General features: G+C 73.7%; 16 protein-coding genes and 1 tRNA gene. 11 read left to right on the top strand and 6 right to left on the bottom strand.

Features of this window, described 5'->3' with window-relative positions; all coding sequences use genetic code 11:
* Positions 1-23: 23 nt before the first annotated feature.
* Both FHX39_RS17580 and FHX39_RS17575 read left to right on the top strand, forming a co-directional pair.
* Positions 24-593, top strand: coding sequence for a DUF501 domain-containing protein (locus tag FHX39_RS17580; protein ID WP_183340542.1), 570 nt, complete (start codon positions 24-26; stop codon positions 591-593).
* Positions 590-1,534 carry a Ppx/GppA phosphatase family protein gene (locus FHX39_RS17575; RefSeq protein ID WP_183340540.1) on the top strand — a complete coding sequence of 315 codons (945 nt, stop codon included), beginning with the start codon at positions 590-592 and terminating at the stop codon, positions 1,532-1,534. The genes FHX39_RS17580 and FHX39_RS17575 overlap by 4 nt, the downstream gene beginning before the upstream one ends.
* Positions 1,535-1,538: 4 nt before the next feature.
* On the opposite strand, the gene FHX39_RS17570 is transcribed toward FHX39_RS17575, so the two are convergent.
* Positions 1,539-2,423 carry a polysaccharide deacetylase family protein gene (locus FHX39_RS17570; protein ID WP_183340538.1) on the bottom strand — a complete coding sequence of 295 codons (885 nt, stop codon included), beginning with the start codon at positions 2,421-2,423 and terminating at the stop codon, positions 1,539-1,541.
* A gap of 76 nt (positions 2,424-2,499) precedes the next feature.
* Here FHX39_RS17570 and FHX39_RS17565 point away from each other — a divergent pair, with 76 nt between their 5' ends.
* The 7 genes from FHX39_RS17565 to FHX39_RS17535 all read left to right on the top strand — a co-directional run bounded on the left by FHX39_RS17565 (position 2,500) and on the right by FHX39_RS17535 (position 9,302).
* Entirely contained in the window at positions 2,500-3,027 is a 528-nt protein-coding gene (locus tag FHX39_RS17565) for a glycine cleavage system protein R (RefSeq protein WP_183340536.1), read from the top strand.
* On the top strand, positions 3,024-3,581 hold the full coding sequence (gene def, locus FHX39_RS17560; RefSeq protein ID WP_183340534.1) for a peptide deformylase: 558 nt from the start codon (positions 3,024-3,026) through the stop codon (positions 3,579-3,581). The genes FHX39_RS17565 and def overlap by 4 nt, the downstream gene beginning before the upstream one ends.
* Before the next feature lie 72 nt (positions 3,582-3,653).
* On the top strand, positions 3,654-5,321 hold the full coding sequence (locus FHX39_RS22300) for a metallophosphoesterase family protein (RefSeq protein ID WP_183340532.1): 1,668 nt from the start codon (positions 3,654-3,656) through the stop codon (positions 5,319-5,321).
* 41 nt (positions 5,322-5,362) lie between these two features.
* A tRNA-Leu gene (locus tag FHX39_RS17550) sits at positions 5,363-5,435 on the top strand.
* A 175-nt stretch (positions 5,436-5,610) separates the two neighbouring features.
* Positions 5,611-6,438 carry a Bax inhibitor-1/YccA family protein gene (locus FHX39_RS17545; RefSeq protein WP_183340530.1) on the top strand — a complete coding sequence of 276 codons (828 nt, stop codon included), beginning with the start codon at positions 5,611-5,613 and terminating at the stop codon, positions 6,436-6,438.
* A 202-nt stretch (positions 6,439-6,640) separates the two neighbouring features.
* Positions 6,641-7,882, top strand: coding sequence for an NAD(P)/FAD-dependent oxidoreductase (locus tag FHX39_RS17540; protein ID WP_183340528.1), 1,242 nt, complete (start codon positions 6,641-6,643; stop codon positions 7,880-7,882).
* A gap of 70 nt (positions 7,883-7,952) precedes the next feature.
* On the top strand, positions 7,953-9,302 hold the full coding sequence (locus tag FHX39_RS17535; protein WP_198423997.1) for a cystathionine beta-synthase: 1,350 nt from the start codon (positions 7,953-7,955) through the stop codon (positions 9,300-9,302).
* A gap of 169 nt (positions 9,303-9,471) precedes the next feature.
* Here the strand turns inward: FHX39_RS17535 and FHX39_RS17530 are convergent, their stop codons facing one another.
* On the bottom strand, positions 9,472-10,197 hold the full coding sequence (locus FHX39_RS17530; protein ID WP_332836911.1) for an NUDIX hydrolase: 726 nt from the start codon (positions 10,195-10,197) through the stop codon (positions 9,472-9,474).
* 92 nt (positions 10,198-10,289) lie between these two features.
* Between FHX39_RS17530 and FHX39_RS17525 the strand changes: the two genes are divergently transcribed.
* Complete coding sequence (locus tag FHX39_RS17525) at positions 10,290-10,649, top strand: hypothetical protein (RefSeq protein ID WP_183340525.1); 360 nt, start codon at positions 10,290-10,292, stop codon at positions 10,647-10,649.
* The gene (locus FHX39_RS17520) at positions 10,646-11,143 is read left to right on the top strand and encodes a hypothetical protein (protein ID WP_332836910.1); all 498 of its coding nucleotides are present in this window, start codon (positions 10,646-10,648) and stop codon (positions 11,141-11,143) included. Before FHX39_RS17525 ends, FHX39_RS17520 begins: the two co-directional genes overlap by 4 nt.
* Here the strand turns inward: FHX39_RS17520 and FHX39_RS17515 are convergent.
* From FHX39_RS17515 to FHX39_RS17500, 4 genes are all read right to left on the bottom strand, one after another.
* Entirely contained in the window at positions 11,112-11,717 is a 606-nt protein-coding gene (locus FHX39_RS17515; protein ID WP_183340523.1) for a CE1759 family FMN reductase, read from the bottom strand. The two genes, FHX39_RS17520 and FHX39_RS17515, sit on opposite strands and share 32 nt — an antisense overlap.
* A complete protein-coding gene (locus tag FHX39_RS17510) occupies positions 11,714-12,832 on the bottom strand; it encodes an LLM class flavin-dependent oxidoreductase (RefSeq protein WP_183340521.1) in 1,119 nt (372 codons plus the stop codon). Before FHX39_RS17510 ends, FHX39_RS17515 begins: the two co-directional genes overlap by 4 nt.
* Positions 12,833-12,973: 141 nt before the next feature.
* On the bottom strand, positions 12,974-13,978 hold the full coding sequence (locus FHX39_RS17505) for an N-acetylglucosamine kinase (RefSeq protein WP_183340519.1): 1,005 nt from the start codon (positions 13,976-13,978) through the stop codon (positions 12,974-12,976).
* Positions 13,975-15,120, bottom strand: coding sequence for an SIS domain-containing protein (locus FHX39_RS17500; protein WP_183340517.1), 1,146 nt, complete (start codon positions 15,118-15,120; stop codon positions 13,975-13,977). The genes FHX39_RS17505 and FHX39_RS17500 overlap by 4 nt, the downstream gene beginning before the upstream one ends.
* Positions 15,121-15,152: the final 32 nt, after the last annotated feature.

The following is a 15,152-nucleotide window of genomic DNA, read 5'->3' as shown; positions in this document are numbered from 1 at the left end:
CCATCGACCCCGGGACGCGACCGATGGACCACACCACCCCCACGCTGAGCGACGAGGACACCGCCACCGTCGAGGCGCAGCTGGGGCGCCCACCCCGCGGCGCCGTCGAGGTCGCCCACCGGTGCCCGTGCGGCCGCCCCGACGTGGTCGCCACCGGCCCGCGCCTACCCGGTGGCTCGCCCTTCCCGACGACGTTCTACCTCACCTGCCCCCGGGCCTCCTCCGCCTGCTCGACCCTGGAGTCGAACGGCGTGATGGCCGCCATGGCCGCCCGGCTGCGCGAGGACCCGGCCCTCGCCGACGCGTGCGCGGCCGCGCACGAGGCCTACCTGGCCGCGCGGCGCGGCATCGGCGCGCTGACCGGTGACGGCGACGTCCCCGAGATCGCGGGGGTCAGCGCGGGCGGGATGCCCGACCGGGTGAAGTGCCTGCACGCGCTCGCGGCGCACGCCCTCGCCGCGGGCCCGGGGGTCAACCCGCTGGGGGATGAGACGCTGGCGCTCGTCGGGCCCTGGTGGGAACGACCCTGTCTCCCGAGCCCCGCGGAACCCTCCGCGGGACGCGCGGGCGACCGAACGGAAGAGGACCGATGAGCACCACCGTGGCGGCGTTCGACTGCGGCACCAACTCGCTCCGCCTGCTGCTGGCCGGCCCGGGCACCGGAGGCGAGGACGGGACGGCCCTGACCGACCTGGACCGCCGTACGGAGATCGTCCGGCTCGGCCAGGGCGTGGACGCGACCGGGGAGTTCACGCCGGAGGCGCTGGAGCGGACGTTCGCGGTGACGCGCCGCTTTGCCGAGCTCGTCCGCGCGGCCGGTGTCCCCGCCGGGCGCACCCGGTTCGTCGCCACCTCCGCCTCGCGGGACGCCCGCAACCGCGACGAGTTCTTCAGCGGCATCGAGGAGCTGGTCGGGGTGCGCCCCGACGTCATCAGCGGCGACGAGGAGGCCCGGCTCTCCTTCGCCGGCGCCCTCAGCCGCATCCGGCCCTCCGCCGAGCCCGTCCTGGTCATGGACGTCGGCGGCGGCTCGACCGAGCTCATCGTCGGAACCGCCGCCGGCGAGGTGACCTCGGCGATCTCGCTCGACATCGGCTCCGTCCGCCTGACGGAACGGTTCCTGGGCGCCGGCCCGCCCGCTCCCGCCGCCCTGACGGCCGCCCGCGACCACGTCGACGCGCTGCTCGACTCGTCCGGCGTCGACTTCGCCTCCGTGGGCACCTGGGTCGGCGTCGCCGGGACGGCCACGACCCTCGCCGGGGTCCACCTGCAGCTCGAGGCGTACGACCGCGAGCGCGTCCACGGCTCCACGATCCCGCTGCCCAAGCTTGACGAGCTCGCGTTCCTGCTCTCCCGGATGGACGTCGACCAGATCAAGGCGCTGCCGTCCATGCACCCCGGCCGCGCCGACGTGGTCACCGCGGGCGCCCTCATCGCGAACCGCGTCGCCGCCCGCCTCCACGTCGCCGACCTGGTCGTGAGCGAGTCCGACATCCTCGACGGCATCGCCCTGCAGCTGCTGCAGGCCGGCTGAACCCTCACCGCGGCGGGGGCACGACCGTCGCGTAGTGGTCGGCGATCGCTCCCGGCGTCGTGAACCACACGCCGTCGGCGTGCGCCCGCAGGTGCTCCAGCGCCTCGCGCACCCGCCGCAGGCGGTAGGGCTGCCCCGCCAGGAACGTGTGCAGCGAGATCGACAGCACCAGGGGCTGGCGCCGGGAGTCCTCGCGCAGCTCCTCGAACGAGTCGATGATCATCGAGGCGAAGGTCTCGGCGGTCTGGTGGTGGTGCACGAAGACCGGCAGGTCGTTGAGCTCGTGGGGGTAGGGGACCGACAGCAGCGGCCCGCCGCGGGTGGTCATCCAGACCGGCTGGTCGTCGATCGGCCAGTCGAGCGTGTACGCGTACCCGGCCTCGGCCAGCAGGTCCTCGGTAGCCCGGCTCGGGTTGGCGCCGGGGCTCATCCAGCCCCGTGGCGCTGCGCCCTCGGCGTCGGCGACCGTGCGGCGCACGAGCTCGACGGTGGCCCGCTCCTCGTCCTCGGTCTGCGCGTTCGGCTGCACGGAGTTCGTGCGGCCGTGGGCGACGAACTCGGCCCCCAGCGCCCGGAACGCGGCGGGCACCGACGGGGCGTGCTCGTACACCTCGCTGTTCACCAGCACCGTCGGCACGATCCCGACCCGCTCCAGGGTCTCGGCCACCCGGAAGGCGCCGACCCGGAGGCCGTAGTCGCGCCAGCCGAAGTTGTACGAGTCCGGCTGGTCCAGCCCGGGCGTCCAGCCGAGGTCGGTCTCCCCGTCGTCGTAGGCGAAGTGCTCGCAGTTCACCGCGACGTAGACGGCGAGGCGTGCGCCGCCCGGCCAGTCGAAGTCCGGGCGCTGGGTGATGGCGGAGTGGCCGAACCGGCCGTGGGTGGGCAGCACCCGGCCATCATGCCGACGCGCCCGCCGGTCCGCCGGACCGGTCGGTGCGGGCGCCCGGGCTGGCAGGATGACGCCTGTGAGCTCCCTGGCCGTGACCGTCGTCGGGCACGACCGCCCCGGCATCATCGCCGCGGCGGCCGACGCCCTCGCCACCTGCGGGATGAACCTCGAGGACTCCTCGATGACCCTGCTGCGCGGGCACTTCGCCATGACGCTGGTGTGCGCCGGCGACGCCGCGGTCGAGGCCGTGCGTGCGGCGCTCGAGCCGCTCTCCGCGTCCGGGCTCGACGTCGCCGTGCGTGAGGTGGTCCCCGACCCCGACGTGCCCGCGGCGGTCGCGACGCACCTCGTGACGGTCTACGGGGCCGACCGGCTCGGGATCGTCGCGCGCCTCGTCGGCGTCGTCTCCGAGGCCGGCGGCAACGTCACCGACCTCACCACGCGGCTCTCGGGCGAGCTCTACGTGCTCCTCGCCGAGGTCGCGCTCCCGGTCGGCGCCGCCCCCGGGACCGACGTCGACGCCCTCCGCGCACACCTCGAGGAGGTCGCCTCCGACCTCGGCGTCGAGGTCACGCTGCGGTCCGTGGAGAACGACGAGCTGTGAGCTTCGACGAGACCACCCTGCCGCCGGGCCGGGTGCGTGAGGTTGTGCGCGCCCCCGCGCACGTCCTCGCCGCGGCCGGGCCGGAGGTCGACCCGACCGACCCCGAGGTCGTCCAGCTCTGCGCCGACCTCGTGGCGACCATGCGGGTGTCGCCCGGCTGCGTCGGCCTCGCCGCGCCGCAGGTGGGGGTCTCGGCGCAGGCCTTCTGCGTCGACGTGACCGACCACCCCAAGACCCGGACGGCCCACGGCCTCGTCGTCCTGGTCAACGCCCGGGTCGTGGAGTCCAGCCGGAACGAGCGCGCCCGCGAGGGCTGCATGTCCGTCCCCGACCTCACCGGCGACGTCAAGCGCGCGACCCGGTTGACCGTGCGCGGGCAGCTGCCGGGCAGCGGCGAGGAGACCGACGTCGTGACCGACGCCTTCGAGGCGCGCGCGCTCCAGCACGAGATCGACCACTGCGCCGGCCTGCTCTTCCTCGACCGCGTCGCCGGCGCCCATGCCCTGCACGCCCGCCAGGTCTACCTCGACGCCCCGGCCGACCCCGGCGCCTGACCTCCGCCCGCCCCGGCGTCCGCGTCTCACGGAGGACCCGCGCCCGACACACGGCTTCCGCACACTGGTGGCGTGCGTACGCGTCGGCTGGGCAGCGTGCTCGCGCGGCACGCCGCGCGGGTCCGCTCGCGCCGCACGCTCCTGGCCAGCACCGGTCGCGCCCTGGCCGTGACCCTCGTCGCCGCCGTGCTGGCGCTGCCGCTCGCCGCCGCGTGGGGCGTCGGGCACGCCCGGGTCGACGACTACCTCGGGCCCAACCGGGTGTCGCTCGCCGCCGACTACAGCGGCGAGATCGAGATCGACCTGGGCCCGCTCGGCCGGGCCTACCTCCCCAGCCCGTACGCCCCGGTCGGCCTCCGGGCGACCGTGGGCGGGGTGGGGGAGTCCGGCTCGACGCTCGGCTCGCTCTTCTCGAACGAGACGCTCGCCGCCTACACCGCCCTCTACACCGACCCCGAGGAGGCGGTCCGGGGCGTCGTCGAGCGGCTCCAGCGTGACGCGCTCGAGCGGACGGCCGTGGCCGAGGCGGTGCTGCTCGTCGGGTTCGCGGTGTGGAGCCTGCGGTCGCGCCTCCTGGCGCCGTGGGTGGTGCGGCGGGTGACGCGCCGCCGCACGCTCGCCGTCTACGGCGTGGTGATGGCGGTCGTCGTCGGCGGGGTCCTCGTGCCCACGCGCCCCGACGGGCCCCGCATCCCGATCGACCTCCCGCTGCCCGACGCCAGCCCGACGATCAGCGTCGACAGCCCGCTGCTCGCCGACCTCCTCGGGCGCGGCGTCTCCGGCATCCGGATCCTCAGCGCCCGGCAGCAGGCGGCGGTCGCGGCGTGGGTCGAGACGGCGACGCAGAGCCTGTCCGCCCAGCTCGCGGTGCTCCCGCGTCCCCGCCCCGGCGAGACGATGGCGTACGGCTTCAGCGACCTGCACTGCAACCAGGCGACCACCGAGCTGATGTCGCGGCTCGTCGCGGTCACCGATCCGGCAGTCGTCCTCGACTCGGGCGACGACACCGTCAACGGGACCGCGGCCGAGCGGGGCTGCATCCGGCGCGAGGCGGGGATCCCCGGCGGCCGGCCGTTCGCGGTGGCGACGGGCAACCACGACTCCGACGTCACCGAGGCGCAGCTCCGCGCGGCGGGGGCCACGGTCCTCGACGGGAGCGCCGCACAGGTCGGGGACTGGGACGTCCTCGGCGACGACGACCCCGAGCGCCAGGTGCCCTTCAGCGTGGAACGCACCCTCGACCGGCCCGAGGACGAGGCCCAGCTCGGGCAGCGGATGGTCCAGGCGGCCCGGACGCGGCCCGTCGACGCGATCCTCGTCCACCAGCCGACCGCCGCGGCCGAGATCATGAAGGCGCCCGACCCGCCCGCCGCGCTCGTGCTGTGGGGCCACATGCACGCCCAGCTGGGCCCGACCGTCGTCACCCACGCCGACGGCTCCTGGACCGTCGGGATGCAGCAGGGCACCTCGGGCGGGGTCAAGCAGCCGACGCTGGCCTCGTTCAGCACGCCCTTCAGCCCGCCGCTGGTGCGGGCGGACTCGTACTTCTACTTCTCGGACCTGGCGACCGGCCTGGTCACCGGCGTGCAGGCGGTGCACCTCGAGCCCGACGGCGAGGTCGTCGTCGACGCCCGCACCGACACCGGGAACGTGGCCGCGCTGCCCCCCGAGACCCGGAACCGCCTGGCCGGGGAGACCGCCTCGCCGACGCCCGAGGCGCCCCAGGCCTCCGTGCGCTGAGCGGACGGCGCTCCGGCACTAGGCTCACGACGCTCGGCGCGGCCCTCGTAGCCCAACGGCAGAGGCAGGCGGCTTAAACCCGCTCCAGTGCGGGTTCGAGTCCCGCCGGGGGCACGCCGAGAGCCCCGAACCATAGCCCGAACATGCGTCTGACCAGGGGAGATCCAGGGTCGGGGCGGCGGGGGAACACGCGACCCGGGTCCGTTCGTTGTCTACACTGGAAGCACGGCGCGCGGGTTGGCCTTCCCGGCAAGCTCCAGAGCGCCTCACCCAGGAGGACCCCAACACCATGTTGCGCAGCTCGAACCCGATCCTCTCCAAGAAGGACGCGTTCACCCCCGCAGCACCCCAGTACGGCCAGCAGCCCTACCAGGGCTGCCCGGGCCAGGGTGGCGGCTTCGGCGGTCCGCAGGACCCCCGCTCGAACGCGAGCCAGACGGTCCAGGGCCGGATGACCCTGGACGACGTCATCACCAAGACCGCCGTGACGATCGCCGTCCTGGTGATCACCGCGGCCCTCGCGTGGAACTTCGTCCCGGACAGCCTCTACTTCCCGGCGATGATCCTGTCGGCCCTCGTCGGCTTCGGCGTGGTGCTGCTCGTCTCGTTCCGCCGGGTCGTCTCGCCCGCCCTGGTCGTGCTGTACGCGGCCATCGAGGGTGTCTTCATCGGCATGATCAGCAAGGTCTTCGAGTCGGTCTACACCGGCATCGTCGCCCAGGCGGTCGTGGCCACCTTCGTCGCGGCGGGCGTGACGCTCGCGGCGTACAAGTTCTTCAACATCCGCGTGACGGCGAAGTTCACCAAGATCGTCTTCATCTCGACCGCCGCGTTCGCCGGTCTGATGCTGGTCAACTTCATCTTCTCGCTCGTCACCGGCAGCGGTGGCCTGCGCAGCGGGATCACCGGCCCGGTCAGCGGCCTGTCGCTGCTGGTCTCGGCCGTCGCGATCGTCCTGGCCGTGCTCAACCTGATCCTCGACTTCGACTACGTCGAGCGTGGCGTCGAGATGGGCGCCCCGGCCAGCGAGTCCTGGCGGGCGGCCTTCGGCCTGACCGTCACGATGGTCTGGCTCTACATCGAGCTCCTCCGGCTGATCTCCTACATCCGCCGGTAGTCCTCGCTCGAACCACGTACGCGGGCCGCGTCTCCCTCCTGGGGGACGCGGCCCTCGTGCGTTCTGGGGGTGCAAGCCGACCCGCTCCGGGCCGTTCGACCAGATCAGGGCGCGTTCGACGCGCCGAACACGCTCCCTGAGCTTGTCGAAGGGCCTCGAAGAGGTTGGCGTGCTCTTCCGTGGACTGGGCAGGATGGGGGGCATGAGCAACGACGCCCCGGTCATCGTCGTGGGCGCCGGCCTCGCCGGCCTCGCCTGCGCGCAGCACCTCGTCCGGTCCGGCGTCGAGGTGGTCGTGCTCGAGGCGTCCGACGGCGTGGGCGGTCGGGTCCGGACCGACGTGGTGGACGGCTTCCGCTGCGACCGTGGCTTCCAGCTGCTCAACCCGGCCTACCCCGCGCTGAAGCACGTCGTGGACGTCGGAGCGCTCGACCTCCACGCCTTCGGGGCCGGCGTCGTCGTCGCGCACGGGCGGACGCGGTCGATCCTCGCCGACCCGCGCCGCGAGCCCTCGCTGATGGTCGCGTCGCTGCGGGCGCCGCTCGGGACCTTCGCCGAGAAGGTCCGCTTCGCCGCCTGGGCCGCCTTGACCCTGGTCCCCGTCCGGACGCAGCTGGCCCGGCCGGACCGGTCGCGCACCGAGGAGCTCGACGCGTTCGGGGTGACCGGTCGGCTCCGCGCCGGCGTCGTCGACCCGTTCCTGACCGGCGTCCTCGCCGAGAGCGACGGCTCGAGCTCCGCCCGCCTCGCCCGGCTGCTCGTCCGCTCCTTCGTCCTCGGCTCGCCGTCCGTCCCCTCGCTCGGGATGGGGCGGCTCCCCGAGCTGGTCGCCGCGTCGCTCCCCGCCGGGACGGTCCGCCTCGGCGTCCGCGTGCACGGCGTGACGGGCCGATCCGTCCGGACCGACGACGGCGAGCTGGCCGCCCGGGCGGTCGTCGTCGCGGCCGACCCGGCCACCGCCGGCGAGCTGACCGGGGCCGATGCGCCGCGGATGAAGGCGCTCACCACGTTCTGGTACGCCGCCGACGAGCCCCCGAGCGCGCGCAACCTGCTGCACCTCGACGCCGACCACCGCGGCCCGCTGGTCAACACGGCCGTCATGACGAACGCGGCCCCCTCGTACGCGCCCGCCGGTCGTGCGCTGGTGCAGGTGACGGTGCTCGGGGCCGACGGCTCCGCCGCCACGGAACGTTCCGCGCGGACCCAGGCCGGTCTCGTCTACGGCGTTGGCACGGAGCGCTGGGAGCTCGTGACGACGCACGTGGTGGCCGCCGCGCTCCCGGCCCAGCCGGCGCCGCTCGACGTACGGCAGCCGGCCGCGCTCGACGAAGGGCTGTTCGTGGCGGGCGACCACCGCGACACGGCGTCGATCCAGGGTGCGCTCGTCTCGGGGCGCCGGGCCGCGGACGCCGTCCTCGCACCGGGCTCGACACCGCGGAGCTGAACCACCCGAGCTGAACCCAGCGGTGCCGAACGCTCCGTAGAGTCGGGGGGTGCAGTACGTCACCAACGTCATGGACCTCGTCGGCAACACCCCGCTGGTCCAGCTGTCCAAGGTCACCGACGGGTCGAAGGGACTCGTCCTGGCCAAGGTCGAGTACCTGAACCCCGGCGGCTCGGTCAAGGACCGCATCGCCGTCCGCATGGTCGAGGCGGCCGAGCGCGAGGGGCTGCTCCTCCCGGGCGGGACCATTGTCGAGCCGACCAGCGGGAACACGGGCGTCGGGCTCGCGATCGTGGCGCAGGCCAAGGGCTACCGGTGCGTCTTCGTCTGCCCCGACAAGGTCGGCGAGGAGAAGCGGAACGTGCTCGCCGCGTACGGGGCGGAGGTCGTCGTCTGCCCCACGGCCGTCGACCCCGACGACCCGACGTCCTACTACTCGACCTCGGCCCGCCTCGCCCGCGAGATCCCCGGCGCCTGGAAGCCCGACCAGTACAGCAACGTCAACAACCCGCTGAGCCACTACGAGACGACCGGCCCGGAGATCTGGGCGCAGACCGAGGGGCGCATCACGCACTTCGTCGCCGGGATGGGCACGGGCGGCACGATCAGCGGCGCCGGGCGCTACCTCAAGGAGGTGTCCGGCGGCCGCGTCCAGGTCGTCGGCGCCGACCCGACCGGCTCGGTCTACTCCGGCGGCGACGGGCGGCCGTACCTCGTCGAGGGCGTGGGGGAGGACTTCTGGCCCTCGACGTACGACCCCACGATCGCCGACCGCGTCATCGAGGTCTCCGACGGCGACTCGTTCGCCATGACGCGCCGGCTCGCCCGGACCGAGGCGCTGCTGGTGGGGGGTTCCTGCGGGATGGCCACGGTCGCCGCGACCCGGCTGGCCGCCGAGCTCGACGACCCCGACGCGGTGATCGTCGTGCTGCTGCCCGACGGTGGTCGCGGTTACCTGGGCAAGATCTTCGACGACGGCTGGCTCGCGCGGTACGGCTTCGCGCCGCGGCCCGAGGGGCCGGTCCGCGTGGTCGGTGACGTGCTGCGCGAGAAGGCCGGCCGCCTGCCCGACCTCGTGCACACCCACCCCGGCGAGACCGTGGCCCAGGCCGTGGAGATCCTGCGTGAGTACGGCGTCTCCCAGATGCCCGTCGTCCGCGCCGAGCCGCCGGTCATGGCCGCCGAGGTCGTGGGCTCGGTCAGCGAGCGCGGCCTGCTCGGCGCCCTCTTCAGCCAGAAGGTCCGCCTCGCCGACCCGGTCGAACGGGCCATGGAACCGCCGCTCCCCACCCTCGGCGCCACCGAGCCGGTCACCCGCGCCGTCGAGCTCCTCGTCGACGGCGACGCTCTGCTCGTCCTCGACGACGGCCGCCCCGCCGGCGTCCTCACCCGCCAGGATCTCCTCAGCGATGTGAGCTAGAGAGGGTCAGCAGGGCGTTTCGCAGAATCGACCACCGCCGGTTCGCGCGCCGGTGCCTGGACGACCGGACGCGCAGGACACGCTTTTCGTCCTGCGCGGGAGGGAGGAAGGCATCGGGTCAGAGCGCGGGCCGCGTCCGAGCGGAGCGAGGACAGACAGCACAGCTCCGCTACCTCATGAGGCGTCGGAGCGCCTGGCGCCAGTTGGCGGTCCAGGTGAGGTCCTGCCAGGCCGCCTTGGGCACCCACTTCGCGGCCGCGGTCGTGCCGCCCTGGTCGTGGACGACCGGGTCGGTGGGGTCGGGGCAGGTGCCGCGGTAGATGAGGCGTACGGCGTGGAAGTCCTCGACGCCGCCGTGCGGGCTGCGGCCCACCCAGTGCGAGCTCTGCACGAGCACGAGGTCGCCGACGTCGACGGGCTGGCCGGTCTCCTCGTGCACCTCGCGCACGACCGCCGCGACGGGCGCCTCGCCCTCGTCGATGCCGCCGCCGGGCATGCCCCAGCGGCCGGAGACGGCGGTGAGGTCGGAGTACTCCGTGGCCAGCAGGCCGAGCTCGGACTCGACGACCGCGTACGCGGCGAAGCGCTGCCGCACCACAGGCGGGTCGTCGGTCGAGGTCGCCAGCCCGCGGTCGCGTCCGGGCCGCCGCGTCCGCGGGTGGCCGTCGCCCTTGCGGCGGTGCCGCACCTTGAGCACGAGGCGCAGCGTGTCGTGCTCGTCCAGGTCGGCCTCGACCGGGCGCAGGACGACCCACCCCGACTCGTACGCCAGCACCCGCGGGTCGACGCCGTGCCCGAGCGGCTGGTCGAACACGCGACGACCCTTGGCTGCCACCCCGATCACCCGCATCTGCGCGCCGGCCGGGCGCGCAGCGAGATGATCTTCGGGGTCCACGCGCCTAATCTAGTGGCGCGCGACAGAACGGCTCGCGGGCGCGTCGTAGCCTGGGGCCTCGTGCCGACCAGACCCGAGCGTGGAGGACCAGCGTGATCGCACCGCTGGGCTACGCCGTCGCCGCCCTCGCCCTGGTGTCCATGTGCTGGGGGCTGCTGACCGCCGTCCTCGACCGCGCCCCGGGCAAGGCGCAGCTGCTGTACGCCGCGTTCCTCGAGCTCGTCGTCCTCGTGCAGTCGGTCATCGCGCTGGTCGGCCTGGTCCGTGGCTTCCGGCCCGCCGAGCTCGCCACGACGATCGGCTACCTGATCGGCATCCTCGTGCTGATCCCGGTGGCCTGGTTCTGGGCCAACGCCGAGCGCACCCGGTTCTCCGGCGTCGTGCTCGCGGTCGCCGCCGCTGCGGTCGCGGCGATGACGTTCCGGCTGGTCGTGCTGTGGGTGCCGGCGTGAGCACCCCCGTCGGCGAGCCCGCCGCCACCCCTGACCCCGCCGCCCCCGACCCCACGACCACCGACCCGGGGACCGCGAAGCCGCCGCGGACGAGCTCCGGCCCCGGCCGCGCGCTGGTGGCGGTCTACGGCCTCTTCGCCCTCGCGGCGACGGCCCGCGGGGTCACGCAGCTCGTCACGAGCTACGACGAGGCGCCGCTCGCGTACGTGCTCTCCCTGGTCGCCGGGATCGTCTACATCGTCGCGACGTTCACGCTGGCGCGTGGCACGGCCACCTCGCGGCGGGTGGCCCTGGTCGCGGTGAGCGTCGAGCTCGTCGGCGTCCTGACCGTCGGCACCCTGAGCGTGCTCGACCCGGCCGCGTTCCCGCGAGCGACCGTCTGGTCGCTCTACGGGAGCGGGTACGGCTTCGTGCCGCTCGTCCTGCCGGTCCTCGGGCTGCTCTGGCTCCGCCGCACCCGGCCTACGCCGACAGCGCGGAGAAGCGCGCGCTGACGGCGCTCACGTCGTACGGGTCGACGGCGGCCGGTCGGGCGAGGCCGGCGACCAGCACGGCCAGCTCCCGGCCCGCCCGGTCGACCCGGGTGTCGAGCTCGCCGGGGGAGCCCCAGTCCTCCGTCGCCGCGAACACGCCGGTGGACGTGGTCGTCGCGCGCAGGTAGGCGAACAGCGGTCGCAGCGCGTGCTCCAGGACGAGCGAGTGCCGTGCGCTGCCGCCGGTCGCCCCCAGCAGCACCGGGACGCCGTCGAGCGAGCCGACCGACAGCGCGTCGACGAACATCTTGAACAGCCCGCTGTACGAGGCGTTGAAGACCGGGGTGACCGCGACCACCGCGTCCGCGGCGGCGACCCGGTCGAGCACGGCGGCGAGGCGGGCACCGGGGAAGCCGGTCACCAGCTGGTTGGCCAGGTCGACCGCGAGCTCGCGGAGCTCGACCACGTCCACCTCGACCTGCTCGCCCTCCGCCCGCAGCGCACGGGCCGCCGCAGCGGCGAGGCGGTCGCCCAGCAGCCGGCTCGAGGACGGCTGGCCGAGGCCGGCGCTGACGACGACGATGCGGCGGGTCATGCCGCACGCCCCGCCGTGGTCAGCTGCGCGGTGGGGGCCGGGCTCTGGGCGGCCAGCACCCGCGAGGCGTGCGTGGGCGCGTCGGGGACGTGCGCGGGACGCAGCGCGTCCATCTCGCGGCGTAGCACCGGCACGACGTGCTCGCCCAGCAGGTCGAGCTGCTCGAGCACGGTCTTGAGCGGCAGGCCCGCGTGGTCGGCCAGGAACAGCTGACGCTGGTAGTCGCCGAAGTGCTCGCGGAACGTCATCGTCCGCTCGATGACCTCCTGCGGGCTGCCGACGGTCAGCGGCGTCTCGCGCATGAAGTCTTCCAGCGCGGGGCCGTGGCCGTAGACCGGCGCCGAGTCGAAGTAGGGGCGGAACTCGCGCACGGCGTCCTGGCTCTTGGGCCGGATGAACGCCTGACCGCCCAGGCCCACGATCGCCTGGTCACGCGTGCCGTGGCCGTGGAACGCGAAGCGGTCGCGGTAGAAGCCGACCAGACGCTGGAAGTGGTGGGTCGGCCAGAAGATGTGGTTGGCGAAGAAGCCGTCGCCGTAGTACGCGGCCTGCTCGGCGATCTCGGGGCTCCGGATCGAGCCGTGCCAGACGAACGGGGGTACGCCGTCGAGCGGCCGCGGCGTCGAGGTGAAGCCCTGCAGCGGCGTCCGGAACTCACCGGTCCAGTCGACGACGTCCTCGGTCCACAGCCGACGCAGCAGGGCGTAGTTCTCGACGGCGAGGGCGATGCCGTCGCGCGCGTCCTTGCCGAACCAGGGGTAGACCGGCCCGGTGTTGCCGCGGCCCATCATGAGGTCGACGCGACCGTCGGCCAGGTACTGCAGCATCGCGTAGTCCTCGGCGATCTTGACCGGGTCGTTGGTCGTGATCAGCGTCGTGGACGTCGACAGCAGCAGCCGCGAGGTCTTCGCGGCGATGTAGCCGAGCATCGTGGTCGGCGAGGACGGAACGAAGGGCCGGTTGTGGTGCTCGCCGGTAGCGAAGACGTCGAGCCCGACCTCCTCGGCCTTCTGGGCGATGGTCACCATCGCCTTGATCCGCTCGGCCTCGGACGGCGTACGCCCGGTGGTGGGGTCGGTCGTGACGTCGCCGACGGTGAAGATCCCGAACTGCATGGTCGCTCCTAGTTGAACGCTCAACTTCTTGTCGATCCAAACCGCAGCGCCGCGCCCGCTATTCCGGGGACCCCGCGCGGAACTTCCGACGCCGGACCGACCTGTGGTGTCGTCAACCGCACAGAAGTTCGACGACGCCGATCAGGCCGTCGAGGATGCCGTCGGTAGGGTGCGGGTCGCTGCGGTGAGGCGGCTGAACGCCGGGGTGTCCAGTGGCCGACCGGCCAGTCGCGCCGCGTAGAGGGCGGCGCCGATCACGGGCGGGAGCAGCGGCTCGCGCAGGTCGTCGTTCGGGTGCTGCGCGAGCAGCGCACGGCTGAAGCCCTCGCGGATCCGGTCAGCGGCGAAGGTGCCGCCCGACCAGGAGACGCGGACCGCGTCGTCGACGGTGAACCCGAGCTGTGCGCGGGTGCGGGAGACGAGCAGCGCGAGCTCGTGGGCGGCTTCGTCGAGGATGGCGGCGGCCACCTCGTCGCCCGCGTCGGCCGCCTCGACGACCTGTCGGCACAGACCGGCCACGCGGGCGCGGTCCGAGCGCCAGCGGAGCAGCACGACGTCGACGAGGTCGAGGTCGCTCGGTAGTCGGAGGTGCTCCAGCAGAACCTCCAGCAAGGGACCCGGAGGCAACCGCCCGTCACTCATCCGCGAGAACGCGTTCAGCCCTCGGACCGCGATCCAGTGGGCGGACCCCTCGTCCCCGAACAACGCACCCCAGCCGCCCACGCGCACGCGGCGTCCCTGGCGCTCGCCGTAGGTCATCGAGCCGGTGCCGCTGATGACGTTGATGCCGTCGAGCGCTCCGAGCGAACCGGCCCAGCCGGCCACCATGTCGTTGTCGCAGGAGTAGCGGTCGTGCCCGAGCACCCGTAGCGGCGCGGCGTCGAGCAGGGGACGGTCTGTGCTCGACTCGCCGTAGCCAGGCAGGGCGAAGAAGGCGTGAGTGACCGAGGCGGGTGTGACGCCCGCGTCGGCGCAAAGTGCCGCGACCGCTGGCGTGAGCACGTCGGCGACGAGGTCGACGCTCTGGCCGGCGTAGTAGACGCTGCCGGCGATCCGGTGGGCGGCCACCCGGCCGTCAGGGGTGACGAGGCAGAGCGCGGTCTTGGTGCCGCCGCCGTCGACTCCCAGGAAGAGCGCCTCGCTCATCGCGGGTCGTGCTGCCAGGGGTGGATCGTGACACCCTGCACGACGCGGTTGACCTCGCCGGTCGGGAACGGGTTGTCCGGGGTGTGACCGCGCAGCAGCGAGCTCTCCAGACCGATCAGCTGAGCGACGAGGACGGCAGGCAGTCCCCACCACGCGTCGGGCAGGTCGGCGACGCCTCTCAGCCGGAGCACGTGGACCGACCCGGGCAGGTCGGCACGACCTGAACCGTCGACGGCCAGCACCGGGCCAGGGTCCTGGCCGGCGGTCAGCTCGGCGAGCAGGTCGACGTCGTAACGCCGGGTGTACGAGTCGTTGGAGACGTAGACGACGGTGAGGGTGCGCGGCGTGAGGACCGACTTCGGTCCGTGGCGAAAGCCGAGCGAGGACTCGGCCAGGGTGACCACCTCGCCCGCCGTGAGCTCGGTCAGCTTGAGGGCGGACTCCCGGGCCAGCCCGGTCAGAGCTCCGCTCCCGAGGTACACGACCCGGTCGGGGCGGAGACCGGCCAGCTCGGCGATCTGCGCCCGGTCGGCGAGCAGCATCGCTGCTGCTCCTGACAGCTGCTCCACCCGGTCGGCCGTCCCCTCGTCGGAGCCCCCGAGGGCCAGCAGGGCCGCCAGGGTCATGCACGTGAAGCTGGACGTCATCGCGAAGCCCCGGTCGTTCGCCGCGGGCGGCATCAGCAGGACCACAGACGTGGCGCGACCACGGTGCGCACGCGCCAGCCCGCCCTCGGAGTCGCAGGTGAGGACCAGGTGTCGGACGTCGCCGAGCAGCTGGTCGGCCAGCTCGGTCGCGGCCAGGCTCTCCGGGCTGTTGCCCGAGCGGGCGAAGGACACGATCAGCGTGGGCACGTCGGGGACGAGGTGGGCGGCAGGGGCGGTGACCAGGTCGGTCGTCGCCACCGCCTCGACCTGACGGCCCAGAGCCGTCGACAGCGCAGAGCCCGCGACCTGCCCGGCGTACGCGCTCGTACCGGCGCCGCAGAGCAGGATCCGGCTGGTCGGATCGTTCAGCAGCGGTCCGAGCAGGGCCTCCAGCTCGGTCCGGTGGTCGGCCACCAGGCGGGCCACCTCCGGCCACAGCACGGGCTGCTGGAGGATCTCGGCTTCGGTGTGCAGGCCGTGGTCGGTGACGGTCACGAGTTCTCCCGGTGTCCAGGGGCGGGCGGCGT

The organism is Microlunatus antarcticus (assembly GCF_014193425.1).
Lineage (GTDB): Bacteria > Actinomycetota > Actinomycetes > Propionibacteriales > Propionibacteriaceae > Microlunatus > Microlunatus antarcticus.
The sequence above is the reverse complement of the archived record's forward strand: the minus strand, read 5'-3'. Positions and strand labels throughout refer to the sequence as shown.